Below are 24,983 nucleotides of genomic sequence, written 5' to 3' on the forward strand. Positions count from 1 at the left end.
CAATCGTGCGCCCTCCCCGATCATGAAAAGTATAACCATTGGAATAAATGGCTTTGGCCGTATTGGCAGAACCCTTTTCAGGCTTTTGCTGAACCATCCGAACATTAAGGTCGCGGCCATAAACGATTTGGCCAATGCCGAAACCCTGGCACATCTTCTAAAATACGATAGCATACACGGGGTATTGAATAAAGAAATCACACACAAAGACAACCATATCTTGTTAGATGGCAGGGAAATTCCAGTGCTCAACCACCATCACCCCAAAGAAATAGATTGGAAATCGCACGGGGTGGATATTGTGGTAGAATCCACAGGAAAATTCAAGACTCGCCAAGATTTGGAATTCCATCTAAAAAATGGGGCGAAAAAGGTAATTCTTTCCGTCCCTCCATTGGACGACTCCATCAAAATGGTGGTCCTTGGGGTCAATGAGGACACCATAAACGGTGAAGATCAAATCATTTCCAATGCATCCTGCACAACCAACAATGCCGCTCCAATGATCAAGGTAGTCAATGAGTTGTGCGGTATTGAACAAGCCTATATTACTACGGTACACTCGTATACCTCCGACCAAAGCTTACACGATAGCCCGCATCGGGACCTTCGCAGATCAAGGGCAGCTGGTCAATCCATAATCCCGACGACCACGGGAGCCGCAAAGGCACTGACCAGTATTTTTCCTGAACTGTCGGAAGTAATAGGAGGTTGTGGTATCAGGGTTCCCGTTCCAAACGGCTCACTTACGGATATCACGTTCAATGTAATCAAAGAAACCTCGATTGAAGAAATTAATGCTACCTTTAAAAAACAAGCGGAAAACAACTTAAAAGGTATTTTAAATTATACTGAAGACCCTATTGTTTCTATCGATATAAACAATAGTTCGTTCTCTTGTACGTTTGATTCCTTGATGACCTCCGTAATCGGTAAGATGGTGAAAATCATCGGATGGTATGATAACGAAACTGGATATTGTTCCAGAATTATTGATTTAATAGCTTTGCTGATAAAGAAAAACTACGTTTGATCTTCAACTTCGTTAATAAAAGTCTGGGCAAAAAATTGCCATTTCTACTGTGCATAATGCTATGTACCCAACTCTCTTTTGCCCAAAGCGAAGAAAATTCCATATCGAATGTAAACGACATATTAAATGAGTTTATACAATATCGCCATAAGAACAAAGTAGACAAAGCCTTAGAAACGTTGAACAAGGCTGCCAATATTGCCGAGAGGAACGAAGACACCAATCTTTTGATCGACATTTATCAACAGATGTCAAAACTGCTCTTGGAAGAGGGTGATAGGGAAACTTCCGAATTTTACTGGAGCAGGGCTTCTTATTATTTGAAAGATAACCCCTATCCGCTAGGAGAAGCATTTCAATTATATATGGATGCCGCCCTCAGATTTGATGAAGGCAATAATTTTCAAGCCCTGAAACAACTGGAGGAAGCCAGAAAAGTCAGCAATAACAGAAACCTCACCAACAATATACTTTTACTTGAGGCCAACATCTACAGCAATATTGAAAAATTTGATGATGCCATTAAGAACCTGCATGCCCTCATTGTAAATTCAGATAATGAAGAGCGTGCATACCTGGCCACCCGAGCGAACTTGGAATTGGGAAAAATAAGCGTCACCCTAGATGATCTTGAAGAAGGGGTAATCCATTCCAAAGCGGCTTTGGAACTGGCAGAAAAACACGGTTTCTCCAAAGAAATCAAAAATGCTTTCGAACAATTATCATCCATATACGAAGCGGATGGCAATTATCGCGAGGCACTGAGATATTCAAAAGGTTTGGCCCAAATCAAGGATTCCATATTCAACATAGAAAAAGTTCAGTTGGATGCGGATACAGCCGACAAAACCCGTTTTGACCATCAAATGAACGAATTGAACAAACTCCAAGCCAAAAACGAGGAGTTGAGCGAATCCAAAAACCGTTCGGAAATAACGGCCATATTAACCTCCGCCTTTTTGACCATTATATCCCTGTTAGCGGTTTCATTGTTCAGGAACAACCAAATAAAACTCAAAACCAACGATCTACTCTACACTAAAAACAAGGAATTGGAGTTGGCAAGGGATGCCGCGGTTTCTGCCATGGAGGCCAAAACAAATTTCCTGTCCACCGTTACGCACGAGTTACGAACACCCCTATACGCGGTAACAGGGCTCACGCATTTATTGTTGGAAGAAAACCCCTCCGAACACCAAAAGGAACATTTAAAATCGTTAAAATTTTCCGGGGAATACCTGCTCAATTTCATTAACGATATCCTGCAAATCAATAAAATTGATGCTGATAAACTTGAGCCGCTCAGTATAGAATTCAAATTGCACAAAGTGCTGACCGATGTTGTAGAATCCCTTCATCAGAATGCCAACGAAAAGAACACAGAGCTTATCTTGGATTATGACCCCAAGATACCAGGAAAGCTCTTGGGAGACCCGATAAAACTATCCCAAATTTTCATGAACTTGGTGGGCAACGCCCTTAAATTCACCAAAAATGGCAAGGTAGAGGTCATTGCCAAAATGCTCAACAAAGATGAAGATCACGTAAAATTATATTTTGAGGTAAGGGACAACGGTATCGGTATTTCCGAAGAGCAGCAGAAAAACATCTTTGAAAGTTTTGAGCAGGGCTCTATCCAAATCAATCGGGAATATGGAGGAACAGGTCTTGGATTGACCATTGTAAAAAGTCTTTTGGGCTTGTTTGGCAGTACCATTCACTTGGAGAGTGAATTGGGCCATGGAAGTTCTTTCTATTTTGAAATGGATTTGGATTACGAAAGCAAACAGGGAGAAGAAGTTGTTTTTGAACTCAATCCAGAGGAATTCCAATTCAAGGGATTACACGTTCTAGTGGTTGAGGACAACAAAATCAACCAGGTGATCACCAAAAAAATGCTCACCAAAAAAGAAATTACCTGCGATATTGCCAACAATGGTAATGAAGCAATTGATTTGGCCCAAAAAAACACCTACGATGCCATTCTAATGGATATTCACATGCCGGGTATCAGCGGTGAAGAGGCAACGCGACAGATTCGAAAATTTGATACAAACATCCCCATAATTGCCCTTACCGCTATTTCTTTGGATGACAGTTTGGACAGTTTCTATGAAGCTGGCTGTAACGATGTGGTCACCAAACCATTTAAGCCCGAAGTGTTCTACCAAAAAATAGGAGAGAATATTTTTAGGAGCAAAATGCAAGGTTCCGTCTAAAACAAGGCTTCAATAGCATTTTTCAACACCGTTTCATCCTCTTTGGAAAAACTATGTGCTATTTCCAAAAAATATAGTTTTCCGACCCTCCCTTTTAAGCGGACAAAATCCTTTTCGGTGGTCAATATCAGCTCATAATCCTTGAATAGTTCAATTTCCTTATCGGAGAAATGATGGTGGTCCCCGAACTGGAAATGTTTAAAACGAACCCCCACCGTACGCAGATGCTGAACCAAAGGTGCTGGCGAAGCGATTCCCGTCACTAAAGCCACTTGCTTATCACTTAATTGAGCTAATGGTATCTTTTCCTCGTCCCCATCAGATACAAGATCATGATAGGTTATAGTGGCAAATAACACCTTTTGATGCTTTTTGGGTTTAAGTTTTGATGTAATGGCCTTCTTTTCCTCTTCGGAAATACCAACGGGACATTTGGTTACAACAATCAAGTTGGCGCGATGTGCTTGCTTTTTGGCATCTCGAAGATTTCCAGTGGGCAAATACCAATCATTGATATATAAATTATGGTAGGTAGAGAGCAGTATCGAAAAAGTCGGCTTCACCTTTCTATGCTGAAAAGCATCATCGAGAACAATAACATCTGGGTCGACCAAATCCTGTAGTTTTTCGATACCATTCCGCCGATCAGCATCCACGGCAACCGTTACCTTGGGAAATTTTTGATGGATCTGATAAGGTTCGTCCCCCAATTCCAAAACCGTACTTTGAGCATCTGCCAAGTAAAAACCCTCGGATTTACGCTTGTAGCCCCTGCTCAGGACAGCAGTTTTTCGGTTTTCCAATATCCGTAGCAAATATTCCGTCATTGGGGTTTTACCGGTACCCCCAACACTCAAGTTGCCCACACAAATGGTAGTTGTTTTGTACGATTTGGACGAAAACACACCAATATCGAACAAGAAGTTTCGAACATAAACCACAAGGGCATAGACCAACGAAATGGGGAACGCTATTTTCCGGAGCAATTGAAGCATTGAACGAAAATATAATATTTTATCTTTAGCCCACTTAACATTTTTAAAATGACGGTTAACGAGATAGCAAAAATCCTGGAGGAATTGGCTCCTTTGGCCCATGCCGAGGATTTTGACAATGTAGGCCTTCTAGTCGGCGACCCGAACATGGAGGTTAATGGGGTTCTAGTGACCCTCGACACTTTGGAAAATGTAGTGGACGAAGCCATCGAAAAAAAAAGCAACCTTATCGTAAGCTTTCACCCTATAATTTTTAAGGGATTGAAAAGATTGACAGGGAGCAATTACGTAGAGCGCGTTGTACTTAAGGCCATCGCCAACAATATTGCCATTTACAGTATGCATACCGCATTGGACAACAGCAAAATGGGGGTGAATGCGAAAATTTGTGAGGTTTTAGGAATCAAAAATCCAGAAATCCTCATCCCAAGGGCAAAAAGCATCAAAAAATTGACCACCTATGCCCCCAATGCCGATGCGGAAAAGATAAAACTTGCCCTCTTCTCGGCAGGTGCTGGGGAAATTGGTAAGTATAGCAATTGTAGCTATAGTCTGGAAGGCACCGGAAGCTTTAAGGCAGAAAACGATGCTAATCCAGCCATTGGAAAAGTTGGTGAGCTACATTATGAAAAAGAAACCCAGATCAACGTCATCTATTCATTTGAAAAAGAAAAAAGTATCCTAAAAGCTCTTTTTGAAGTCCACCCTTATGAAGAAGTGGCCTATGAGGTACTCACTTTGGAAAACACCAATCAAGACTTGGGGATGGGCATGATAGGGATTCTTGAAACCGAAATGAGCGAAAAAGAATTTTTACTTTCGGTCAAAGAACGGATGAATGCTTCTGTAGTAAGGTATTCCGAACTACTCGGAAATAAAGTTAGAAAAGTCGCTGTATTAGGGGGGAGCGGAGCGTTTGCCATTGGCGCCGCAAAGAAATCGGGTGCCGATATTTATGTTACGGCCGACCTTAAATATCACGATTTTTACCAAGCCGAAAATCAATTGGTGGTTGCAGATATTGGGCACTTTGAAACTGAGCAGTTTACAAAAGATTTATTGGTTGATTATCTTACGAAAAAAATTCCTAATTTTGCAGTCTCTTTATCGGAGAGTATAACGAATCCCATCAAGTATTTATAAAATATATGGCGAACAAGAAAGAAAGCACTGTGGAAGAAAAGTTGAGAGCACTGTACGATTTACAGCTTATTGATTCCAGAGTGGATGAAATCCGCAATGTTAGAGGCGAATTGCCTTTGGAAGTACAAGACTTGGAAGACGAAGTTCTTGGTCTTAAAACCAGAATGGACAAATTGAAAACGGATGTTGAGACCATCAACTTTGAGATTACTGCCAAAAAGAATCTTATCGACGAGTCCAAGGCGCTAATCAAAAAATATAGCGAGCAGCAAAAAAACGTAAGGAACAGCCGCGAGTTCAATTCCTTGAGCAAAGAAGTGGAGTTCCAAGAGTTGGAGATTCAATTGGCCGAAAAGAACATTAAAGAGTTCAAAGCACAGATTGAGCAGAAAAAAGAGGTGATTTCCGTAACCAAAGAGAAATTATCTGAACGTGAAGGTCACTTGAAGCATAAAAAAGGTGAACTCGACGCCATTCTTGCAGAAACTGAAAAAGAAGAAAAAGCCCTTTTAAAGAAGTCGGAAGAATACGAAGACAAAATCGAAGAGCGTTTGATCAAGGCATATAAAAGAATCCGTCACAATGTGAAAAACGGTTTGGCCGTGGTTCCTGTTGAGCGTGGAGCTTCTGGTGGCTCTTTCTTTACCATTCCACCACAGGTGCAGGTAGAGATTGCATCCCGTAAAAAAATCATTACTGATGAGCACAGTGGAAGAATTTTGGTAGACCCTCTTTTGGCCGAAGAAGAGCAGGAAAGAATGCAAAAACTTTTTGCCAAAATCTAATTTCCATTACGTAAGAAATTAAAAAAAAGCCACCTTTTTAAGGTGGCTTTTTTAATGCTATAGGTTTTATCAAAATAGATATCTTGACTGCCTCGACTTGGCAATTGACTATCTACTTATCTAAAAGTTCCAGGATTTTATCCTCTACTTCTTGAGAGTCCCATTTTTCTTCAATATGGGGCGTTTTCATTACCTCTTTCATAATTTCTTCCTGCAAATCACCAATTGCCAATGCCTCGGAATAAGGTTTATCCGAAAAAGTAACACGACTGTAAACAGGTACCCATTTTTCTGGGTGTTTGCCAGCAAAATGCTTTTCAATTTTTTTCTGTAACAAAAACTTTGGGTCGGCAGTTCTACTGCTCATTTCCACAAAGTTCCGGTAACTTAGTTCGGCAATGGCATCTGCATTGGGTTTCCGTTCCTCCTGGTATTCGGAAAAAATGGTATCCCAATCATCCCCATGCTTTTCCATGAGCTGGTTGAGCACGTAGATATCTTCAAAACCGGCGTTCATCCCTTGTCCATAAAAAGGGACAATAGCGTGCGCCGAATCCCCCACAAGAGCCACTTTGTTCCAATAAGTCCATGGATAACACTTCATGGTAACCATGGCACTGGTGGGATTGGTAAAAAAGTCTTTGGTCAAATCTTCTATTTCCTTGCGAACGTTCGGAAAATATTTTTCAAAAAACGCCTTGGCATCATCGACCGTAGTTATGCTCTCAAAGGAAATTTCTCCTTCAAAAGGCAAAAACAAGGTACAGGTAAAACTACCATCAATATTGGGCATGGCTATGAGCATGAACTCTCCGCGCGGCCAAATATGGAACGAGTTTTTGTCCAGCTTGTGCGTTCCATCCTCGTTGGCGGGTATAGTAAGCTCCTTATAGCCCACATCGATAAAATGCTGCGAGTAATTAAACCTACTCCTACGTTGCATTTTATGGCGAACCCTCGAAAAAGCACCATCACAACCAAAAATCAAATCATACTGATACTCCTTCCACTCACTTTTTTCCGTTTCGCCCGTATAGATTTTGGCCTCGGGCAAATTCACATCCCAGACCTTTTCATTAAATCGAAAAGTAGCTCCTTCCTCTTCTGCAAGATCGATCATCCGCTTATTGAGGATACCTCGGGATATGGACCAAATAGCCTCTCCATCCTTCCCATACTTTTGAAAATACACGGGTTTATCGTTCACATGCATGGCACGCTTATCCAACGGAATTGCCAAGTCTTTGATTTTATCACCAATACCTACCTCATCCAAGGAGCGCCACCCTCTATTGCTCATAGCCAAGTTGATGGATCTTCCCGAAAACTTGATGGTCCTAATATCCGGTCTCCTATCAAAAACAGTAACCGTATGTCCAATTCTTCGAAGATATATTGCTAATAGGGAACCCACCAATCCGGAACCGATGATGGCTATATTTTTTGGAGTCTGTGCCATAAATGCCCAATGGGCTCAATTCTGATTAAAGCGATAAAAGTAAGCATTTTGCGCGTTAAACTGTTTCGATTCCTTGGTTTCACTCAACCTTAATCATATTTTGTTTAATTTTTTGTTACTTTTATTAAACAATAAATTGGATTGGCACACAAGAAACCGTATTTACCCACTAAAATATGTCCCGTATGCGAAAGACCCTTTGCTTGGCGAAAAAAATGGGCCAAGCATTGGGATCAGGTCATCTATTGCAGTGCACGGTGCAGAAAAAACAAAATCTAGAATGGAAACTAGTCTTATTTGGTTCGGAAACAATCTAAGGATTCAGGACAACGAAGCGCTGTACAAAGCAGCTAAAGCTGATCGGTTGGTTGCAGTCTACTTCTTTGATCCGAGACAATTTCAAGTCAATTCGTTCGGTTTTAAAAAAATGGAACGTTTCAGGGCCAAATTTTTACTGGAGTCGGTGCATCAACTTCAAAAGAATTTGGAAAAAATCAACATTACCTTACTTGTCTACCACGAAAAACCGGAAGCCAAGATTCCCGAACTGGTGCAACGCTTCAACATCAACAGTATCTATCTTCAGCATGAATGGACATCCGAGGAAAATCAGGTGATTCAAAATGTAGAAAACCGAGTACCCCACTCAGTGGCATTCCACAAAACCATGGACCAGTTCCTTTTTCATCCTGAAGATATTCCCTTTGATTCGTATGCGCAGATTCCGCAGGTATTTACAGTTTTTCGAAAAAAATGCGAGAAGCATGTTCAGGTAAGACCTTGTTATGACAAACCTAGAGTTTTCCCATCTGACAATCGAATGGAGTCTCAACCGCATCCCCTTAGTTTGGAAGACCTTGGGTTTTCCCACTTTGAGGCGGACCATAGATCTGCCTTTCCTTTCAAGGGTGGCGAAAACAACGCCCTAAAACGGTTGCAGCATTATTTTTGGGACAGCAAAAAACTGGCCTACTACAAAAAAACAAGGAACGGACTGGTGGGCACGGATTATAGTTCCAAGTTATCTCCATGGCTGGCCAATGGCAGTATTTCTGCCCGTACGATTTATTGGGAAATCAAACGTTTTGAAAACGAAATCAAGAAAAATCAAGATACCTATTGGTTGATTTTTGAACTGATTTGGCGAGATTACTTCAAATATGTTTCGTTAAAGCACGGCAACCAGATTTTTAAAATCGATGGTATCCTTAAAAAGGATTATCATTGGCACACCAACGAGGCAGCCAAACACGATTGGATCAATGGTGAAACCGATGATGATTTTGTCAACGCCAATATGATCGAGCTTAAAAAGACAGGGTGGATGAGCAACCGCGGCCGACAGAACGTGGCCAGTTATTGGTCCAAGCACCTTCAACAAGATTGGCGCATAGGGGCCTCTTATTTCGAAGCCATGCTCATTGATTACGATGTACACAGCAATTGGGGCAACTGGATGTACAACAGCGGCGTGGGCAACGACCCTCGGAACAGGACTTTTAACACCGAAAGGCAAGCGGAACGATACGATCCATACAAAAAATTCCAGCGCCTTTGGCTACAACCCACCTTATTCTAATTTGATGAAAACACTTAGACTAATCCTTGGTGATCAGCTCAATCTATCCCATAGCTGGTTACATCAAGTAGATGATGACCATGTATACCTTATGGCCGAAATGCGGCAGGAAACGGATTATGTAAAACACCACATCCAAAAAGTGGTTGGTTTTTTCTGTTCCATGCGGAATTTCGCAAATACGCTGAAAGACAAAGGGCATCACGTGATATACTTTACGATTGGTGACCCAAACAATCCCCAGAAACTACCGGACCTTATTGATCAAACCATTTCGGAGCACAAGGTTGAAAAGTTTGAATACCAATTGCCCGACGAATACCGGTTGGACCAACAGTTCCAAGAAATTTGTGAGTCCATCCCTATTCCTTCAGAAGCTTTTGATACGGAACATTTTTACACTAGCAGAAATGAACTGAAAAATCACTTTAAGGGCAAAAAACAATTACTGATGGAAAGTTTCTATCGGATGATGCGAAAGAAACACAACATTTTGATGGTAAACGAACAGCCTGAAGGTGGAAAATGGAATTTTGACCAGAGCAATCGTAAAAAATGGGACGGTTCACCGGAGATTCCCGAAGAACTATCATTCAACACAGATGTTACCGAACTGTTGGACGAAATTAAAAGTGCCGAAGTCAACACCTTTGGTAACATTGATGCCAAAAACTTTCCATGGCCCACCTCCTACCAAGAATGCAAAAAGCTATTGGATTATTTCTGTTCAAAGTTGTTGCCCTACTTTGGTGACTATCAAGATGCTTTGCATACCCAAGAAAAATATCTGTTCCATTCCCGTCTGTCCTTTGCCATGAACAGTAAAATGCTTTCGCCAAAAGAAGTTATCGATACGGTTATAGAGTATTATTACGAACATACAGATGACATCCATATTTCGCAAGTGGAAGGATTTATCCGTCAGATTTTGGGCTGGCGGGAATATATGCGCGGCATATATTGGAAAGAGATGCCAGGCTACGCTGAATTGAACAAACTAGAGAACCACTACCCGCTCCCCGATTTCTTTTGGACAGGAAAAACGAAAATGAACTGTCTGCACAAAGCTATCACCCAAAGTCTGGACGATGCCTATGCCCATCACATTCAACGTTTAATGGTCATTGGTAACTATGCACTGCTTACACAAGTTGACCCCAATGAAGTAGATGCCTGGTATTTGGGGGTATACATTGATGCCATTGAATGGGTGGAGATTACCAACACCCGAGGCATGAGTCAATTTGCTGATGGCGGTCTCGTTGCTACCAAACCTTATGTGAGCAGCGCCAATTACATCAATAAAATGGGGAATTATTGTAAGGAATGTACCTACAGTCATACGGTTAAGTCTGGAGAGAACTCCTGTCCGTTCAATTCCCTTTACTGGAACTTTTTAGAGGAAAAGAAAGCACATTTTAAGAACAACCAACGTATGTCGATGATGTTGAGCTTATTAGAGAAGAAAAGCAAGGAAGAGTTGAACGAGTTACAAGAAAGGGCGCGCAACATTATTGACCGGCCCGATCAATTTTGAATTTTACAATCCTATGAAATCCGATAGCCGCCTAACCTTCGTATATCCAGTAGAATATTCCGCTACGGCGTCTATATATAAAAAGTCCTTCACAATACGTTGCGAAGGACTTTTCACTTTTTAACAAGTTGTTGTCTTATTACAAGATTTCATCCACGATTCCGTATTCCACGGATTCTTCGGCACTCATCCAGTAGTCTCGATCAAAATCCTTCATCACCTTGTCATAAGATTGTCCGCAATTTTCTGATAGGATTTTAGCGCCCAATTCCTTGGTCTTGATAATTTCCCTTGCCTGGATCTCGATATTGGAGGCCTGTCCCCTTGCCCCACCGCTTGGTTGGTGTATCATAACACGGGCGTGTGGCTGAATAAACCTTCTACCCTTTTCCCCTACCGATAAAAGTATGGAACCCATAGAGGCCGCCAAACCGGAACATACCGTGGAAACAGGGCTTTTTATCTGTTTAATGGTATCATAAATAGCAAAACCAGAGGTTACGTACCCGCCTGGGCTATTGATGATCAATTGAATCTCTTTATTGTTCAACATATCCAAATACAGTAACCTGTCTATAACGTGCTTTGCAGAATCATCATCTACTTGGCCCCACAAAAACACTTTGCGGTCTTCTAACAGTTTTTCTTGGATCAATTCCTGAACTTTTCCTTTTTTTGAACTCATTTTTTACGTGTTGTAAGACTTCAAAAATAATCAAATTCCAAGGAAGTTACCGCACTTGTTTTTCACAATACGACTATTCTGATTTTATCTGCACTTTTTGCGATACTACATCCTTGATCGGAATCACGAATTTGCCCTCTTGCGTTTCCAGGGTAAGGCTATTGTTCTCAATGGCTTTTATAGTTCCTTCGTTACCACCAATTACAATTTTGTCGCCAACCACATAAGTTTTCCGGGTGTAAAATGCCCTTAGGATATCCGCGACGATCTCCCTGGACCCCAAGCCGACCCCCAAGGCGAACGCCAAAAGGAAAGAGCCCAAAATCAAGGTAATGTTATTGGTGATGATGGTAGTATCCACCCCTGCCTGATTCAATGCGGTGATGGACATAAAGATGACGATCACATAGAAAAATAGGTTGCTTACAATATTGGAACCGCCGAATTCCAATGAGTCGAACAACCGCTTGATGGTTTTCTTCACAAAGTTCCCGATATAGAATCCGAGCATCAATAAGGCAAGGGCACTAAAGAATTGCGGTAAGTAATGTAAGAGGTTCCCGATTTCCTTGGATATGATTTTCCAATCCAAAATATCGGCGGCCACAATCAAAAAAACCAAGAATAAAAACCACCGAACAAAGCCCGATATAATTTTAATGAGGTCTATTTCAAGGTCGCCTTTTCCTGTAACATCCATACCGTTAATTTTATCGTTCAGCAGGTCGATTTTAGCGAGTTTTAAGATTTTCCTTAAAAGGAAAAGGACGATTTTGATGATAATCCAACCCAAAAACAAAATAACGATCGCTCCCAGAATTTTAGGAAAAGCCAATGCTATCTCTTTGCCCATCCCGGATAAGGAATCAAGTGTCACATTTTTCCATTCATTAATAGTCTCCATAGTTGTTGTTTATTTATAGTGTTCTGTTAGTTGATTAGTTTTCCCCTAGGGTTCGGAACAGTTTACGCAAAGCTCCTCCCAAATTGATCGAGAACAATGAAGCCATGTCCATGATCAACTTTGCCGCAGCAATGTCGTTCATTACTTTTTGCTTCATTTCGGGCGGTACTTCGTGCAGCGAAGCCTCCAACTCTTTAAACGGGTTTTTGTGTTTCTTTGCCATCTATTCCAGGGTATTGTAGATTTCCAATAGTCTTTCTTTAGCTCTTTTTAGCCTCATCTTCACAGCACTCTCTCCAATGTCCATTAAACTCACCAGTTCTTTAATGCTGGCGCCATCTTGGTATTTGAGCAACAATATGGATTTGTCCTCAACGGCTATTATCTCCAATGCTTTCTTGAGTTTATCCGCTTTCATTTCGTACAAACTCTCATCGGGCACTTCTTCGGTAAGTTTATGTTCGGAGTTTTCAACTAGTATGGATTTGTCGCGTATTTTGAGTTGTTTGTTCCTATTTACATAGTTCACGCAAAAATTATAGGTAAAAGAATAGAGCCAAGTAGAAAACTTCGATTTCCCCTTAAAGGTCCGAAGTTTGATAAAAAGTTGGAGGAACACATCCTGCGTTAGATCTTCTGCCTCGTCCTCGGATCTTGCAAATCCGTAGCATTTATTGTACACCATCTTGGCATAGCGGTCGTACAACTTCCCAAAAAGCATAGGGTCGTTGTCCGCTACAATCTGTTTCACTAATTCTTCATCGGAAAGATGTACGTATAAGTCTTCCTTTTCCAAAAACGCTTTGTCGGGGTTACTTATAAGTATTAGAAACAAGTTTTTAAAAAAAGTCACTCCAGAAACAGATTTATTTGGTCAGGCTTTTTAAAATGGGGCGCAAAATAAGAGATTTTCCTAGTATATTTGGTTAAAAACCAGATATGAAGACCAATTACATCGTTGCCCTGTTGTCTATTTTAATTTTTGCTTCCTGTAAAACGGAACCCAAAAAAACCGAAGAAACGGCCGAACCTACCGAAACTGAAAAAACTGTCCCCGAACGTATTGCTGAGGCTCATGGCTTTGATAATTGGGCAGACGTAAAGGAAATTACCTTTACCTTTAATGTGGACCGGGATTCCATGCATTTTGAACGCAGCTGGGACTGGGAGCCCAAAACCAACAACGTTACGGCCATATCTGGAGGCGACACCCTTACGTACAGCCGAAACTCCATGGACAGTATTGCGCTAAAGACAAATAGCGGTTTTATTAATGACAGATATTGGTTGATGGCCCCATTTAATTTAATGTGGGACTCCAGCAACTACACTTACGAGCATACCGAAGAGGCCACGGCGCCCATTAGCAACGAGCCCATGCAGAAACTTACTATTGTGTATGCCAACGAAGGTGGTTACACCCCAGGTGATGCGTACGATTTTTATTTTAAGGACGATTATATTATTCGTGAGTGGGCTTATCGTAAATCCAACCAAGAAGAGCCCAACTTGGTCTCCACCTGGGAAGATTATGTGGATGTTGAAGGGTTACAATTGGCCCAACAGCACAACCGCCCCGATGGTGGTACCAGCTTATATTTTACCGGGCTTTCTGTAAGCAAGGAGTAGTGCAGTTATTGTGAGTCAGCAAAACTCACAAAGGATGTATTAAATTACCCCAGTCACAAGTTAAAGGTGATATTAAGCATTGTTTCTATTCCTATGTATAGGTATCATAATATAAAATTACCGGTACCGATTAAGTTGGCCACAATGTAAAAATCACTGAAAATGAAAATAACACTGATTAGTATTCCCGTTCGAGACCAGGAAAAGGCGATGCGGTTTTATACCGAAAAATTAGGCTTTATTAAAAAGAAAGACGAACCTTTAGGTGGTGGTAACAGATGGTTGATACTAGTATCTAAAGATTGGGTAGATGGACCAGAATTATTATTAGAGCCCGCACCCAACCACTTTGAACCATCCAAGGTGTACCAAGATGCATTGATGGAAGCAGGTATACCATGGACACAATTTGATGTTGAAAATGTAGACTCCGAATATGAACGTTTGACCGAGCTAGGGGTTGAGTTCAGTGTAAAGCCCACTGAAGCAGGAAACGTAAAATATGCAATCTTTAATGACACATGCGGGAACAATATTCAATTAGTACAGGAACTTTAAAAGTACTATTGCGTTGGTCAGATACAGGGAATTGTTTGTTCTCCTTCACTTCCCCCTCCTACGCAAGAAAAATGTAATCCCAAAAACCAAGAGGGCCATACACAACAGTAAGAGAAAGCTATAGTTTAAAGAGGCACTTTCCGCAATAAAACCAAGGATTACGGGACCCAACAAAAATCCCATATACCCAGCTCCAGCAATAAATGCTACCCCTTGGGAAGAATCCACTCCCTTTACATTGCCCCCAATTCGAAACAACTCGGGCACGATAACCGAAAAGCCGAGGCCATTAAAGGCAAATCCGACAATGGACCATACCGTATGCTGCGTGAGCACCAAAACAAAACCAACAGCGGCAATAAGCGCACCCAGCATAACTATTTTAATGGGGCCTATTTTGGCACTGATCCCATCTCCTAGAAATCGACCTAAGGTCATAGTAGTGGAAAATGCCAAGAATCCTGCTCCAATGAACATCTCCGGGGCCATGGTCATTTCTTTGAGGTACAGGGAGCTCCAATCTATTATGGCACCTTCGCTACCAAAAGACACAAAGCCGATAATCCCCAGTAATAGCAATGGTTTGAACAATTTCAGGCTAAAAGGTTCCTTTTCCACAGGGGCTGCCACTATCTGGATGTAATGTTTTTTCAGAAAAAAATTGATGACAAAAACCAAAACTACGGTAATGCCCATGTGCAACACAGGGTTCCCGATTACAGGAATCAGGAAACTACCGAGTCCCACCAAAATACCACCTAAACTAAAGAACCCATGGGCAGCGGACATAAAGTTTTGCTTATCCTCCTTTTCAATCTCCGTGACCAAGGTGTTTATCGCAATATCAATAAAACCGTTGCTGGCTCCAAAAAGGTAGAGCCCGGCCATCAACAAATAATAATTGGGTGCCATAAGCGGCAACATGGCCGTAACCGAAACAAACAGCACCCCATACCACGAAGCCCTTCCCACTCCAAGTTTATTGATGATCTTGGAGGCTACGGGAAAAATGGTGAAAACCCCTAGGGACAAACAAAAAAGCGCTATTCCCAGATCTGCTTTATTTATGTCCAGTTTTTCCTTTACGGTCGGGATATAAATGGCCCAAGTACCAAACCAAATATTGATACTGGTAAATACCCATGCGGGTGCAAAATACCTTGGGTTGGATAAAATTAGCCAAAGGGATTTCATATGTTGGTCAGGTTTGGTCGGTTCATTTTAATGCATGGTATTTATTTTCCCTGTATGCCTTCTTTTAAGATCTGTCCAAAACGGTACATATCCTCATACGAACAATATAGGGGTGCAGGGGCCAACCGGATAACATTGGGTTCCCTCCAATCGGTAATCACACCGTTTGCCATTAAATAATCAAAGATGGCCTTACCTTCACCGTGCAAAAAAACGGACAGTTGACAACCCCTTGCCTTAGGGGTAATGATCTCAAATGTGCTATCCACTTCCTTATCGATTTCGTGCAGTACAAACTCCAAATAGGCCACAATGGTCTTTTGTTTTTCGATCAGGGCATCCATACCCACTTCATCAAATATTTCCAAAGAAGCCAAATAAGGTGCAATGGACAATATGGGAGGATTGCTCAATTGCCATGCATCGGCACTTTCAATAGGGTCGAACTCGGGTTTCATTAAAAATCGAGTCTCCTTTTTGGTGCCCCACCAGCCCTCAAAACGAGGAATGTCTTCTTTGTTTAAATGTTCTTCGTGCACAAAGATTCCAGATGCGTTCCCTGGACCGCTGTTCATGTATTTGTAGCTACACCACGCGGCAAAATCAGCACCCCAATCGTGTAGGTCCAGTTTGATGTTTCCAACCCCATGGGCCAAATCCCATCCCACAATGGCACCAACATCTTTTCCTGCTTTGGTGATGGCTTCCATATCCATAACTTGACCATTGTAATAGTTGACACCGCCCATGAGCACCAGGGCCAGCTCATCCCCTACCTCGTTGATTTTTTGAATGATGTCTTCTGTACGCCAAGCATGTTCGCCTTCTCGCTTTTTTACCTCAACAATGGTATCCTTGGGGTCCAAACCATGAAAGCGGACCTGACTCTGCAGCATGTATTGATCGGAAGGAAAGGCTTTTTCCTCACAGATAATCTTGAAACGCTTTTTGGTAGGTCGATAAAAAGATACCATCAATAAGTGCAGGTTTACCGTAAGCGTGTTCATCACAGAAATTTCCTTGGGCATGGCCCCTACCACTTTGCCCAGACCTTCGGCAAGCCTTTCGTGATAATCCCACCAAGGTTTATCGGCATAAAAATGACCTTCCACAGCCAGTTCCCGCCAATCCTTCATCACATCATCCACAAACTTTTGGGTCCGTTTGGGTTGAAGCCCAAGTGAGTTTCCCGTAAAATAAATCACATCTTTTCCGTTGACCTGTGGGTAGTGAAATTCGTTTCGGTAGGAAGCCAATGCATCGGAAGCATCAAGTTTTTTTGCAAATTCAAGCGTATTCTCGAACGTCATTTTCTCTTTGGTTTGCATCAAAAATACGATTTGTGGGAGTAATGTGACGAAAAGAAATTTACTCCAAACGCATTTCGATGATGTGCTTTTTAAAACCCACTTTTTCATAGGCCTTTATGGCGGGCAGATTTTCGTTGTAAACTGTCAATCTGATTTCCTTGTACCCTTCTTGTTGGGACCACTGCTTAAGTTCGTCAACGATTTGGGCATTGATACCCTTCCCCCTAAAATCCTCGTCGGTATACATAAAACCAAGATAGGCATATAACTCATGGTCCAGATAATGCCTCGCTCTTTTGGGAATGGCATAGCCCGAAGCAACTATTTTCTCGTCTACTTCCGCGACCACCACATGAGCTTTAGGGTCTTGGATCATTTCGCCAATGTCGTAGTAGCTGATGGGTCCTTCCTTTATGGTCACATCAAAAGGTCGTTCAGCTTTTATGATTTCCTGTTCAAAATTTAACAATACGGGAAGGTCTTCCATTGTTGCTGTTCGTATGTTCACCTTTGGTAACGTCATGGAATGCTTTTGGTTTATCAACTGTTCCAATGTAGTTCTTTTCTATATTTTTGCGAAAAATAAATCATGCATTTCCTATCGCCCATTTTGGAAAGTTACATTGCCAACAGTTCGGAGGACGAACCCGAATTGTTGCAAGAACTTACCCGTGAAACGCACTTAAAAGTGATTCAACCCCGAATGATCACAGGACATTTTCAGGGCCGGGTGTTGAGCATGCTCTCCAAAATCATCAACCCCAAATACATTTTGGAAATCGGCACTTACACAGGCTATTCGGCCCTATGTTTGGCGGAAGGACTTCAAAAAAACGGGGAACTCCACACCATTGAGGTAAACGAGGAACTCCACCAAATGCAACGCAAATATTTTGATAAAAGCGGTCATGGAAACCAAATCATTCAACATATTGGGGACGCGTTGGATATTGTCCCCAACTTGAACCCTACTTTTGACCTTGTTTTTATTGATGCGCAAAAGGTGAACTACGATGCCTATTTTGAAGCTGTGATCAAAAAAACCAAACCCGGCAGTATTATTCTGTCCGACAATGTCCTCTGGTCTGGGAAGGTGGTGGAGCCATTACAAAAATCCGACAAAGCGACCGCCGCATTGCTTGAGTACAATCAAAAATTAAAAGAAGACCCGAGAGTAGAAACGGTACTATTGCCCATTAGGGACGGACTGACCTTGAGTAGGGTGCTATAAAACGCCGGTACAGGACATAAAAAAGCCATCCGGACAACAAACCTACCAACATACCCACAATAATGTCCAACGGAAAATGCACGCCCACGTAAATGCGGCTCAGGGAAAACAAGATAGGCCAAACAAAAAATAGCACCGCCCATTTTACTTTACGGCACAGAAATAAAAATACCAACACGGTTATGGAAAACGAACTAGAGGCATGTCCTGAAAAAAAACTGTAGTCCGTTGGGGTTTTTAAGATACGGATCAGGGCATTGATTTCTTCGGTATTATTGGGACGTAGCCTAGCTACCGATATTTTGGTGAAATGGGTAATTACAGTTATAAAAATGGCCAACCCGAGCACGGTAAAAAACATGTAGAGTGCCTCTTTTCTTGGAAATTTCAGGAAAAACAATACTGAGAATAGGACAAAAAGGGGAATCCAAGTGGAAATATTGGTGACCGTGGACCAAAAAACATCATAATCTTCTATGCCCAACCCATTGAGATAAATAAAGGTGTCTCTATCCCATTTGAGCAATTTTTCCCACATAGGAGTCTTACTTGTTAAGGTCTCTTTTGATGGAGCCGGAAACTTCGTCTACATTCTTCTTAACATCATCGATTTCCTTACGGATGTTCTTGGTAAAGTCGGTATCCACATCCGCGGTCTTCTGGATTTCGCGTTTAATATCGTCGGTAGCGTCCTTAAGTTGGCGCATTCCTTTGCCGAGCCCCCTGGCTATTCCAGGAATCTTATCCGCACCAAACACCATCACTACAATGAATAGGATGAAGAAAATCTCGGCTCCGCTTATAAATAGAAATTGCATGGCACAAATATAATCAGATATTGGGTTCAAAATAAAAAAAGCCCCGTGAAATCACGAGGCTCTTAACATAGTTTTTTCTTTTACTATTTTCCTTTGATGTTCTCCTTGAACTTATCAAAGTCAGACTTCTCTTCTTTTTTGGGCCAAGAATTGTTGGTCGTATCAATATCGGCTGTTTCCAATTTTGGATCCACAACGATGCCAACCAATTCTTTTTCCGTAGCCATAACTCTTTTTACCTCGGTATCGTTCTTTCTCCAAATCTCTGGAGGATACGTAACGCTCTCGGTAGTACCATCGGCATAGGTGTACTCCACAATCAATGGCATTGGAATACCTCCTGGCTTGTCAAAAGTGATTTCGTAGAAATACTTTGGCTCTTTAACCTGGGCTCTTTCAGCCTCGGTCATGTTGTCCATCATAAACTCCTTAAGGTTCTGGGAAGTTTCAGTCGGAGACTTACCTTTTAGCTCAGGAGCAAAATCCTCACTGTCCTCTTCAGCCAAATAAACCAAAGGCGGAAGGTCGGCCTCGGTAAGGTTTCTGTCGGCCATGTATTTTTCCATTTCCTTGGTAGGCTTGTTGGACACGTAGTATTTTTTAACTCCTTGTACACCTATATCCACATAATCGGTAGTGTAGAACCATCCTCTCCAGTACCAATCCAAATCCACAGCGGAAGCATCTTCCATGGTACGGAAGAAATCTTCTGGGGTCGGGTGTTTGAACATCCAACGTTGCGCATAGGTTTTAAAAGCATGGTCGAACAATTCTTCTCCCATTACCGTCTCTCTAAGAATGTTAAGAGCAGTTGCTGGTTTTGCGTAGGCGTTTGGTCCAAGCTGATATACATTTTCAGGGTTGGACATAATTGGTGATATATAACTTTGATCACCTGCCATGTAAGGAACAATCTTGGCCGGGTCACCTCTTCTTGAAGGGTACTTTTCGTTTGGAGCAATGACCTCTGGGTTGTTTTTTCCAAACTCTTGCTCAGCCAAATACTGCATAAAGGTATCCAAACCTTCGTCCATCCATCCCCACTGACGCTCATCGGAATTTACGATCATTGGGAAGAAGTTGTGACCAACCTCGTGGATGATCACACTGATCATACCATACTTAACTCTATCGGAGTAGGTACCATCCTCGTTTGGACGACCATAGTTCCAACAAATCATTGGATACTCCATACCTTGGTTTTTAGCATGTACGGAGATGGCTTTGTGGTAAGGGTAATCAAACGTGTGTTTGGAATACGTTTCCAAGGTCTGTGCCACAGCTTTGGTGGACATTTCCTCCCAAAGTGGGTTACCTTCTTTTGGGTAAAGCGAAACTGCCATTACATCTTTGTTTCCGATTTTAACGGCTTGCATGTCCCAAATAAACTTTCTGGAAGTGGCGAATGCATAATCCCTTACGTTGGTAGCTTTAAACTTCCAAGTTTTGGTGTCTGTGGAGAATCCTTTTTCCGCAGCTTCCGCTTCTTCTTGTGTTACAATGATCACAGGCTTATCATAAGATTTTTTGGCCTGCTTGTAACGCTTCATCATATCTCTAGAGAATACATCGTCACGGTTTTGTAGCTCACCGGTCGCATCCAATACGTGGTCTGCAGGAACGGTAATGCTCACATCGTAGTTACCAAATGGCAATGCGAACTCCCCACTTCCCCAGAACTGATGGTTTTGCCATCCTTCCACATCGCTGTATACAGCCATTCTTGGGAAGAACTGGGCAATTACATAGGCACGGTTCCCATCTTCAGGAAAATACTCGTATCCAGAGCGGGCCCTGTTTACCGTGTGATCAGGAATATTGTACCACCACTTTATATCGAACGAAATTTTCTCACCACTTTTTAGCGGTTGTGGGATATTGATACGCATCATGGTTTGATTGATGGTGTAGGACAATGGTTTTCCACTGCTATCGGTCACCGATTCAATATTAAAACCACCATCAAATGGCTCACTGATATAGGTCTCCGCAAAATTACCGGCGGTATAGGCAATATTTACACCGTTTCCGTTACGAAGCGGTGACTTGGAATCCTTGGCACGTACATTTTGATCTAACTGTACCCAAAGAAACTCCAAATCGTCCGGTGAATTGTTATGATATGTAATGGTCTCTTCCCCATTGATCTTTGCATTTTTATCATCTAGGTGAATATCCATTACATAATCCGCCTGTTGTTGATAATAATCTGGACCAGGTGCTCCAGAAGCGGACCGGTATGTGTTTGGTGAGGAAAACTCCTCGTACAATTGTTTAAATTTACTCTGGTTGTAATGTCCGGGCTCCCGCTCTTCTTTAACGTCTCCCTCTTGTGCCATAACCACGGCTCCAAAAAGGAACAACACGGAAGCAAAGCAATACTTGATTCTGTTCATTTTCTATCTGATTTTATAACGGTGAAAAATAACATATTTTAACCAAATGTTAAGAATAGGTCATAAGTTTAACATTCCTTTATTGTTCTCCCTGATCAACACAAAACTTTTTTTGTTGCCCTTCCATTTTATATGGACGACATTTTTCTGCTCATCGAACAAATCGGTGAGCACTTCGTTCTGTACGGACATGGTTTTTATTTCGGTTAGGTCGACATCGGGGATTTCCAGGTAACAGATGACTACGTCGGTATCGTACCGTTTCCCCAAAAAGTTATATGGTACGATTTCCCCATCAAATTCCACCACAAATTTGGTCCTGAAATATTTCTCGATGTATTCGTCCGCAATCTTGGATTCCTTTGGAGTGGCCAACTTGGCCTCTACACCATAACGTTCCTTGAGAAGCTTATCGAGGTCATCTATAAAAACCCGACTGGTAATCTGGAAAGCTTTATCGTCCTCCGAATAGGAAATATTGGTGACGCTGACATAGAATTTATGGGCGGATGAGAAAGAAAAAAAAAGTAGTATTACCAAAGGTAAAACCCAGATTTTTGCTTTTTTTAGTTTCATCATGTTCAATAAGACTTTAATTGTGCAACAATGTTACAGTTTTAGGATACGTTCTGCAATTTACCTGCCAAACTATTTTTTCGGGACATTTCGACTGCGCTCAATGTAACAGCGGGTCCAAATCTCCAACTCCTGACTCCTGAAAAATCAATCCAAATCGTTGTTTTTGCGATAAGCTCTGCTTTTCTGCAGCATGACATCCCATATTCTTAATTTGTCCTTAGAGGCTATCGCCACCTGAAACTTTTCATCCACTTCGCAGAAATACATAAAATCATCAATTTTATCCAAGGGGATTTTCAACGTGGTCAAAAACAGGGAATCGGCATAAAAGCTTTGTACCTGTTGTGTTTGCGCATAGGTATTTTCAATGTTCACCCGATTTTTGAGCATTTTGGTACGCCCTGTAATCGCATTGATTATTGGATTAAGACTAAGGGCTCCTCCTGCCCCACCTATGCCACCTCCCCCCATTACGCTCATACTGGAAGCTTCCTGTAACCTTCTTTCGCTCTGCGTGGGTATACTTTGGTGGGCATTCGGCAATTTTAGGGCTTCGGCACTCACGTCCTTTTCCAAGGTGACCCTATCGATATCCTTTGTTAAATCCCCGGTCAAATCGTAAGGGCTCACCACCACTTCCTTTAATTGGTTCACGAATTCCTGCATGGGTACTTCAATAAAGCTGGATTGGTACAGCGCTTCGGTAACAGGCAAAGATTTCCTTAAAAAATGAACTGCGGAAAACACCAAGGTGTCATTGACCCGAACACGGATTGAAAAATTTCCCTCAAAATCGGTGATCACCGCATCGTTTGTGGTACTATTTTGTACCACGACCCCTACAACATCCTTATCGGGGCTCGTTACTCTTCCTCGCAATATTTTGACACTTCCCTCTTGGGCAAGAGCCCATTGGGTGGCAAAAATCATCAATGCAAAAAAGATTTTTTTCATTCCTCATTCAAGGTTGCCAGATACTCTTTGCTTTGGGTGACTAAAAAATCGATCAATTGGAATTCGTTTTCTTTTTTAAGCAAGGTCTGCGAAGGTATTTTATCATCACAATACAGAAGAAATGCGTCTATTTTGTCCTGTGGCAGTCTAAGGTCGACCACAAAGAACTCGTCATCGTAAACATGTCTAAGAACCTCACTTACCTTAAGCGGTGCCCTTTGCTGCCCGTTGACCTCTTGCGATTTGAACAGAGCCTTGAATATGTTGACAAAGTTGATTCCGTCCTTCATCCCACGGGTAATCCTGGAATTGGCGATATTCTCGACCTCCGTACCCCGATCTATCTCATAATTGAATTCCTTGAAATCCTCGTTCTTTACCTGCAGAAACCTCTCTTGGTTTTCCGGGGTCACCACCACTTCGTCCAGTTCCTGTACTTTTTCATCCACTTCCACCACCAAGCGGTTGTTCGCTAAAATTTCGGGCGTAATGGTGACCACCTCCAATTGATAGTTTACCGCGGTAAACACCAACTGATCCCCATCCTTTACGCGAATCATAAATTCTCCGTTTTCGTCGGTTATGGTAGCTATTCCGCTGGTAGAATTGATAACGTTCTCGTTAGGTACGTTCGAACTCCGGTAAAGCACCTTTCCCCTGAGCATTTGACGGGTATCCTGTGCCATGGACCAGCCCGACACAAGCAAAGAGAACACTATCAAAAATATATTTTTCATTTCAATGTATTTAGCACAAGTTAAAGAAAACCCTTGGAGGCGATAAAAAAAATTAAGGCGTTCTAAACTTTTGTTAATTCTGTACCCTACAAATATACCAAAGGGAATTCCATTCACCCTCTAATTACGTGTTTTGACGGTATTTATTAAAAATATTGAAACATAAGTTTAGTTTTGTTTTTTACGTTTGGAAATCCTCAAATAACAAACACTGTGAAAACTTCAATTCTCTCCTTGATCATCTGCCTACTCTTGATCAACACCCTCAGCGGACAGGTAAAAATAGGGAACAACCCGCAAAACCTGGACCCCGCCTCCGTACTCGAACTGGAAAGCACTACCCGCGTATTGGTGATCACCAGGGTTACCGATGCCCAAATGAGCCTGATCGACCCATTGCCCGGTGCCATGGTGTACAATACCGACCAAGAGTGTCTGCACTATTATAACGGAACGGTATGGGTAAACATCTGCGACGAGCTGGACAATTCGTTTACCGTAAGTACCAGGGCCGATTATTTAAGACTACTGAATCCACAAGCTAGGGACAGCACAGTGGTGATTACCCCAACGACCAATCCGGATGGAAGCGTTAATTACAATTTTGAGGTAGGACAGATCACCGGAGCCAATATCGTGACACAATCCATTAATGGGGATTCTAAAATACAGCCCACATCCATTACCACGGGATTACTGGCACCAAAATCCGTGACCATTGGCAAATTTGCCGATGCTACAAGCGGACAGGCTGGAGATATTTTTCAATGGAACGGTACCCAATGGACCTTGGTCAACGAATCTGTATTGGGGATTACGGAAAAGGACAGCATTATCGGGAATGAAGTTTTTGATGCCACCGATGCCACTTTGGTCCGATCGGGAAATGGAGAAGACATTCCGTATACCTTGGATGTTTCCGAAGGAGGAATTACAGCTTTTGAGATTGCCACAGGTGCGGTAACTACCGATGAAATATTCAATGGCACCATTTTAACAGAAGACATTGCGGATGCTGCCATCACCGATACCAAACTTGACAAGACGAACATCCCCTTGAGCGGTTTCGGGGCCGCGGAAGTACCTTTGGATTTAGGCAATCAAAACCTAATTAATGTTGCTGACCCAACAAATCCGTTAGATGCGGTAAACCTTCAATATTTGGAAGGAGCGGTTACGACTTTGGAGACCGTGACAACCCTGACCGACGGGAACGACGGAACATTCACCTATTCGTC

26 protein-coding genes are annotated in these 24,983 nt (G+C 42.1%); 11 read left to right on the plus strand and 15 right to left on the minus strand.

The features are described from left to right. Window positions 1-22 precede the first annotated feature (22 nt). Both gap and J0654_RS14295 read left to right on the plus strand, forming a co-directional pair. Entirely contained in the window at window positions 23-1,033 is a 1,011-nt protein-coding gene (gene gap, locus J0654_RS14290) for a type I glyceraldehyde-3-phosphate dehydrogenase (RefSeq protein WP_207029793.1), read from the plus strand. Window positions 1,034-1,089: 56 nt separating this feature from the next. Beyond that, window positions 1,090-3,252: a tetratricopeptide repeat-containing hybrid sensor histidine kinase/response regulator gene (locus tag J0654_RS14295; protein WP_207029794.1), complete on the plus strand. Its 2,163-nt coding sequence runs from the start codon at window positions 1,090-1,092 to the stop codon at window positions 3,250-3,252. Here J0654_RS14295 and lpxK read toward each other — a convergent pair. After that, entirely contained in the window at window positions 3,249-4,247 is a 999-nt protein-coding gene (gene lpxK, locus J0654_RS14300) for a tetraacyldisaccharide 4'-kinase (RefSeq protein ID WP_207029795.1), read from the minus strand. The genes J0654_RS14295 and lpxK overlap by 4 nt on opposite strands. 48 nt (window positions 4,248-4,295) lie before the next feature. On the opposite strand from lpxK, the gene J0654_RS14305 reads away from it, so the two are divergent. Beyond that, window positions 4,296-5,390: a Nif3-like dinuclear metal center hexameric protein gene (locus tag J0654_RS14305; RefSeq protein WP_207029796.1), complete on the plus strand. Its 1,095-nt coding sequence runs from the start codon at window positions 4,296-4,298 to the stop codon at window positions 5,388-5,390. 5 nt (window positions 5,391-5,395) lie between these two features. Continuing rightward, window positions 5,396-6,175 carry a zinc ribbon domain-containing protein gene (locus J0654_RS14310; protein WP_207029797.1) on the plus strand — a complete coding sequence of 260 codons (780 nt, stop codon included), beginning with the start codon at window positions 5,396-5,398 and terminating at the stop codon, window positions 6,173-6,175. A 112-nt stretch (window positions 6,176-6,287) separates the two neighbouring features. On the opposite strand, the gene J0654_RS14315 is transcribed toward J0654_RS14310, so the two are convergent. Beyond that, window positions 6,288-7,634 carry an FAD-dependent oxidoreductase gene (locus J0654_RS14315; protein ID WP_207029798.1) on the minus strand — a complete coding sequence of 449 codons (1,347 nt, stop codon included), beginning with the start codon at window positions 7,632-7,634 and terminating at the stop codon, window positions 6,288-6,290. Window positions 7,635-7,775: 141 nt separating this feature from the next. Here J0654_RS14315 and J0654_RS14320 point away from each other — a divergent pair, with 141 nt between their 5' ends. From J0654_RS14320 to J0654_RS14330, 3 genes are read left to right on the plus strand one after another with little or no spacing between them, the layout of a single operon-like run. Next, window positions 7,776-7,913, plus strand: coding sequence for a DUF2256 domain-containing protein (locus tag J0654_RS14320; RefSeq protein ID WP_207029799.1), 138 nt, complete (start codon window positions 7,776-7,778; stop codon window positions 7,911-7,913). Window position 7,914: 1 nt separating this feature from the next. Further along, window positions 7,915-9,213 carry a DASH family cryptochrome gene (locus J0654_RS14325; RefSeq protein WP_207029800.1) on the plus strand — a complete coding sequence of 433 codons (1,299 nt, stop codon included), beginning with the start codon at window positions 7,915-7,917 and terminating at the stop codon, window positions 9,211-9,213. A gap of 4 nt (window positions 9,214-9,217) precedes the next feature. After that, window positions 9,218-10,750 (plus strand): cryptochrome/photolyase family protein, encoded by a 1,533-nt coding sequence (locus J0654_RS14330; protein WP_207029801.1) that lies wholly within the window; start codon window positions 9,218-9,220, stop codon window positions 10,748-10,750. A 139-nt stretch (window positions 10,751-10,889) separates the two neighbouring features. On the opposite strand, the gene J0654_RS14335 is transcribed toward J0654_RS14330, so the two are convergent. From J0654_RS14335 to J0654_RS14350, 4 genes are all read right to left on the minus strand, one after another. Then, window positions 10,890-11,435: a ClpP family protease gene (locus J0654_RS14335; protein WP_207029802.1), complete on the minus strand. Its 546-nt coding sequence runs from the start codon at window positions 11,433-11,435 to the stop codon at window positions 10,890-10,892. 73 nt (window positions 11,436-11,508) lie between these two features. Next, window positions 11,509-12,339: a mechanosensitive ion channel family protein gene (locus tag J0654_RS14340; RefSeq protein WP_207029803.1), complete on the minus strand. Its 831-nt coding sequence runs from the start codon at window positions 12,337-12,339 to the stop codon at window positions 11,509-11,511. Between the two features lie 34 nt (window positions 12,340-12,373). Continuing rightward, window positions 12,374-12,562 carry a hypothetical protein gene (locus J0654_RS14345; RefSeq protein ID WP_207029804.1) on the minus strand — a complete coding sequence of 63 codons (189 nt, stop codon included), beginning with the start codon at window positions 12,560-12,562 and terminating at the stop codon, window positions 12,374-12,376. Further along, window positions 12,563-13,192, minus strand: a complete 630-nt coding sequence (locus tag J0654_RS14350; protein ID WP_313783959.1) for an RNA polymerase sigma factor — start codon at window positions 13,190-13,192, stop codon at window positions 12,563-12,565. An 86-nt stretch (window positions 13,193-13,278) separates the two neighbouring features. Here J0654_RS14350 and J0654_RS14355 point away from each other — a divergent pair, with 86 nt between their 5' ends. Next, the gene (locus tag J0654_RS14355) at window positions 13,279-13,968 is read left to right on the plus strand and encodes a hypothetical protein (RefSeq protein WP_207029805.1); all 690 of its coding nucleotides are present in this window, start codon (window positions 13,279-13,281) and stop codon (window positions 13,966-13,968) included. A gap of 162 nt (window positions 13,969-14,130) precedes the next feature. Next, the gene (locus tag J0654_RS14360) at window positions 14,131-14,526 is read left to right on the plus strand and encodes a VOC family protein (RefSeq protein ID WP_207029806.1); all 396 of its coding nucleotides are present in this window, start codon (window positions 14,131-14,133) and stop codon (window positions 14,524-14,526) included. Between the two features lie 45 nt (window positions 14,527-14,571). On the opposite strand, the gene J0654_RS14365 is transcribed toward J0654_RS14360, so the two are convergent. The 3 genes from J0654_RS14365 to J0654_RS14375 are packed head-to-tail and all read right to left on the minus strand — an operon-like array spanning window position 14,572 to window position 17,553. Further along, entirely contained in the window at window positions 14,572-15,720 is a 1,149-nt protein-coding gene (locus J0654_RS14365; RefSeq protein WP_207029807.1) for an MFS transporter, read from the minus strand. A gap of 41 nt (window positions 15,721-15,761) precedes the next feature. Then, the gene (kynU, locus tag J0654_RS14370; protein WP_207029993.1) at window positions 15,762-17,030 is read right to left on the minus strand and encodes a kynureninase; all 1,269 of its coding nucleotides are present in this window, start codon (window positions 17,028-17,030) and stop codon (window positions 15,762-15,764) included. 58 nt (window positions 17,031-17,088) lie between these two features. Further along, window positions 17,089-17,553, minus strand: coding sequence for a GNAT family N-acetyltransferase (locus J0654_RS14375; protein WP_207029808.1), 465 nt, complete (start codon window positions 17,551-17,553; stop codon window positions 17,089-17,091). Window positions 17,554-17,619: 66 nt separating this feature from the next. Between J0654_RS14375 and J0654_RS14380 the strand changes: the two genes are divergently transcribed. Further along, complete coding sequence (locus J0654_RS14380; RefSeq protein WP_207029809.1) at window positions 17,620-18,261, plus strand: O-methyltransferase; 642 nt, start codon at window positions 17,620-17,622, stop codon at window positions 18,259-18,261. On the opposite strand, the gene J0654_RS14385 is transcribed toward J0654_RS14380, so the two are convergent. From J0654_RS14385 to J0654_RS14410, 6 genes are all read right to left on the minus strand, one after another. Beyond that, window positions 18,227-18,799: a phosphatase PAP2 family protein gene (locus J0654_RS14385; protein ID WP_207029810.1), complete on the minus strand. Its 573-nt coding sequence runs from the start codon at window positions 18,797-18,799 to the stop codon at window positions 18,227-18,229. The genes J0654_RS14380 and J0654_RS14385 overlap by 35 nt on opposite strands. A gap of 7 nt (window positions 18,800-18,806) precedes the next feature. Further along, window positions 18,807-19,079, minus strand: coding sequence for a Sec-independent protein translocase subunit TatA/TatB (locus J0654_RS14390; RefSeq protein ID WP_127138444.1), 273 nt, complete (start codon window positions 19,077-19,079; stop codon window positions 18,807-18,809). 83 nt (window positions 19,080-19,162) lie between these two features. Beyond that, window positions 19,163-21,475 (minus strand): M1 family metallopeptidase, encoded by a 2,313-nt coding sequence (locus tag J0654_RS14395; RefSeq protein WP_207029811.1) that lies wholly within the window; start codon window positions 21,473-21,475, stop codon window positions 19,163-19,165. A gap of 60 nt (window positions 21,476-21,535) precedes the next feature. Further along, window positions 21,536-22,054, minus strand: coding sequence for a DUF6702 family protein (locus tag J0654_RS14400; RefSeq protein ID WP_207029812.1), 519 nt, complete (start codon window positions 22,052-22,054; stop codon window positions 21,536-21,538). Between the two features lie 144 nt (window positions 22,055-22,198). Then, entirely contained in the window at window positions 22,199-23,008 is an 810-nt protein-coding gene (locus tag J0654_RS14405) for a carboxypeptidase-like regulatory domain-containing protein (protein WP_207029813.1), read from the minus strand. Beyond that, complete coding sequence (locus J0654_RS14410; RefSeq protein WP_207029814.1) at window positions 23,005-23,745, minus strand: carboxypeptidase-like regulatory domain-containing protein; 741 nt, start codon at window positions 23,743-23,745, stop codon at window positions 23,005-23,007. The genes J0654_RS14405 and J0654_RS14410 overlap by 4 nt, the downstream gene beginning before the upstream one ends. Window positions 23,746-23,958: 213 nt before the next feature. On the opposite strand from J0654_RS14410, the gene J0654_RS14415 reads away from it, so the two are divergent. After that, window positions 23,959-24,983 (plus strand): hypothetical protein (locus J0654_RS14415; RefSeq protein ID WP_207029815.1); only part of this gene is annotated, 1,025 nt, incomplete at its 3' end.

Origin of the sequence: Flagellimonas profundi (assembly GCF_017313275.1) — a bacterium.
In the GTDB taxonomy this organism is placed as follows: domain Bacteria; phylum Bacteroidota; class Bacteroidia; order Flavobacteriales; family Flavobacteriaceae; genus Flagellimonas; species Flagellimonas profundi.

Coding starts and splice junctions, on each gene's coding strand:
- J0654_RS14295 (WP_207029794.1), top strand. CDS start 1,090: ATGCTATGTACCCAACTCTCTTTTGCCCAAAGCGAAGAAAATTCCATA.
- J0654_RS14325 (WP_207029800.1), top strand. CDS start 7,915: ATGGAAACTAGTCTTATTTGGTTCGGAAACAATCTAAGGATTCAGGAC.
- J0654_RS14335 (WP_207029802.1), bottom strand. CDS start 11,435: ATGAGTTCAAAAAAAGGAAAAGTTCAGGAATTGATCCAAGAAAAACTG.
- J0654_RS14360 (WP_207029806.1), top strand. CDS start 14,131: ATGAAAATAACACTGATTAGTATTCCCGTTCGAGACCAGGAAAAGGCG.
- J0654_RS14310 (WP_207029797.1), top strand. CDS start 5,396: ATGGCGAACAAGAAAGAAAGCACTGTGGAAGAAAAGTTGAGAGCACTG.
- J0654_RS14355 (WP_207029805.1), top strand. CDS start 13,279: ATGAAGACCAATTACATCGTTGCCCTGTTGTCTATTTTAATTTTTGCT.
- J0654_RS14365 (WP_207029807.1), bottom strand. CDS start 15,720: ATGAAATCCCTTTGGCTAATTTTATCCAACCCAAGGTATTTTGCACCC.
- lpxK (WP_207029795.1), bottom strand. CDS start 4,247: ATGCTTCAATTGCTCCGGAAAATAGCGTTCCCCATTTCGTTGGTCTAT.
- kynU (WP_207029993.1), bottom strand. CDS start 17,030: ATGACGTTCGAGAATACGCTTGAATTTGCAAAAAAACTTGATGCTTCC.
- J0654_RS14375 (WP_207029808.1), bottom strand. CDS start 17,553: ATGACGTTACCAAAGGTGAACATACGAACAGCAACAATGGAAGACCTT.
- J0654_RS14345 (WP_207029804.1), bottom strand. CDS start 12,562: ATGGCAAAGAAACACAAAAACCCGTTTAAAGAGTTGGAGGCTTCGCTG.
- J0654_RS14390 (WP_127138444.1), bottom strand. CDS start 19,079: ATGCAATTTCTATTTATAAGCGGAGCCGAGATTTTCTTCATCCTATTC.
- J0654_RS14395 (WP_207029811.1), bottom strand. CDS start 21,475: ATGAACAGAATCAAGTATTGCTTTGCTTCCGTGTTGTTCCTTTTTGGA.
- gap (WP_207029793.1), top strand. CDS start 23: ATGAAAAGTATAACCATTGGAATAAATGGCTTTGGCCGTATTGGCAGA.
- J0654_RS14410 (WP_207029814.1), bottom strand. CDS start 23,745: ATGAAAAATATATTTTTGATAGTGTTCTCTTTGCTTGTGTCGGGCTGG.
- J0654_RS14340 (WP_207029803.1), bottom strand. CDS start 12,339: ATGGAGACTATTAATGAATGGAAAAATGTGACACTTGATTCCTTATCC.
- J0654_RS14405 (WP_207029813.1), bottom strand. CDS start 23,008: ATGAAAAAAATCTTTTTTGCATTGATGATTTTTGCCACCCAATGGGCT.
- J0654_RS14305 (WP_207029796.1), top strand. CDS start 4,296: ATGACGGTTAACGAGATAGCAAAAATCCTGGAGGAATTGGCTCCTTTG.
- J0654_RS14385 (WP_207029810.1), bottom strand. CDS start 18,799: ATGTGGGAAAAATTGCTCAAATGGGATAGAGACACCTTTATTTATCTC.
- J0654_RS14400 (WP_207029812.1), bottom strand. CDS start 22,054: ATGATGAAACTAAAAAAAGCAAAAATCTGGGTTTTACCTTTGGTAATA.
- J0654_RS14315 (WP_207029798.1), bottom strand. CDS start 7,634: ATGGCACAGACTCCAAAAAATATAGCCATCATCGGTTCCGGATTGGTG.
- J0654_RS14380 (WP_207029809.1), top strand. CDS start 17,620: ATGCATTTCCTATCGCCCATTTTGGAAAGTTACATTGCCAACAGTTCG.
- J0654_RS14330 (WP_207029801.1), top strand. CDS start 9,218: ATGAAAACACTTAGACTAATCCTTGGTGATCAGCTCAATCTATCCCAT.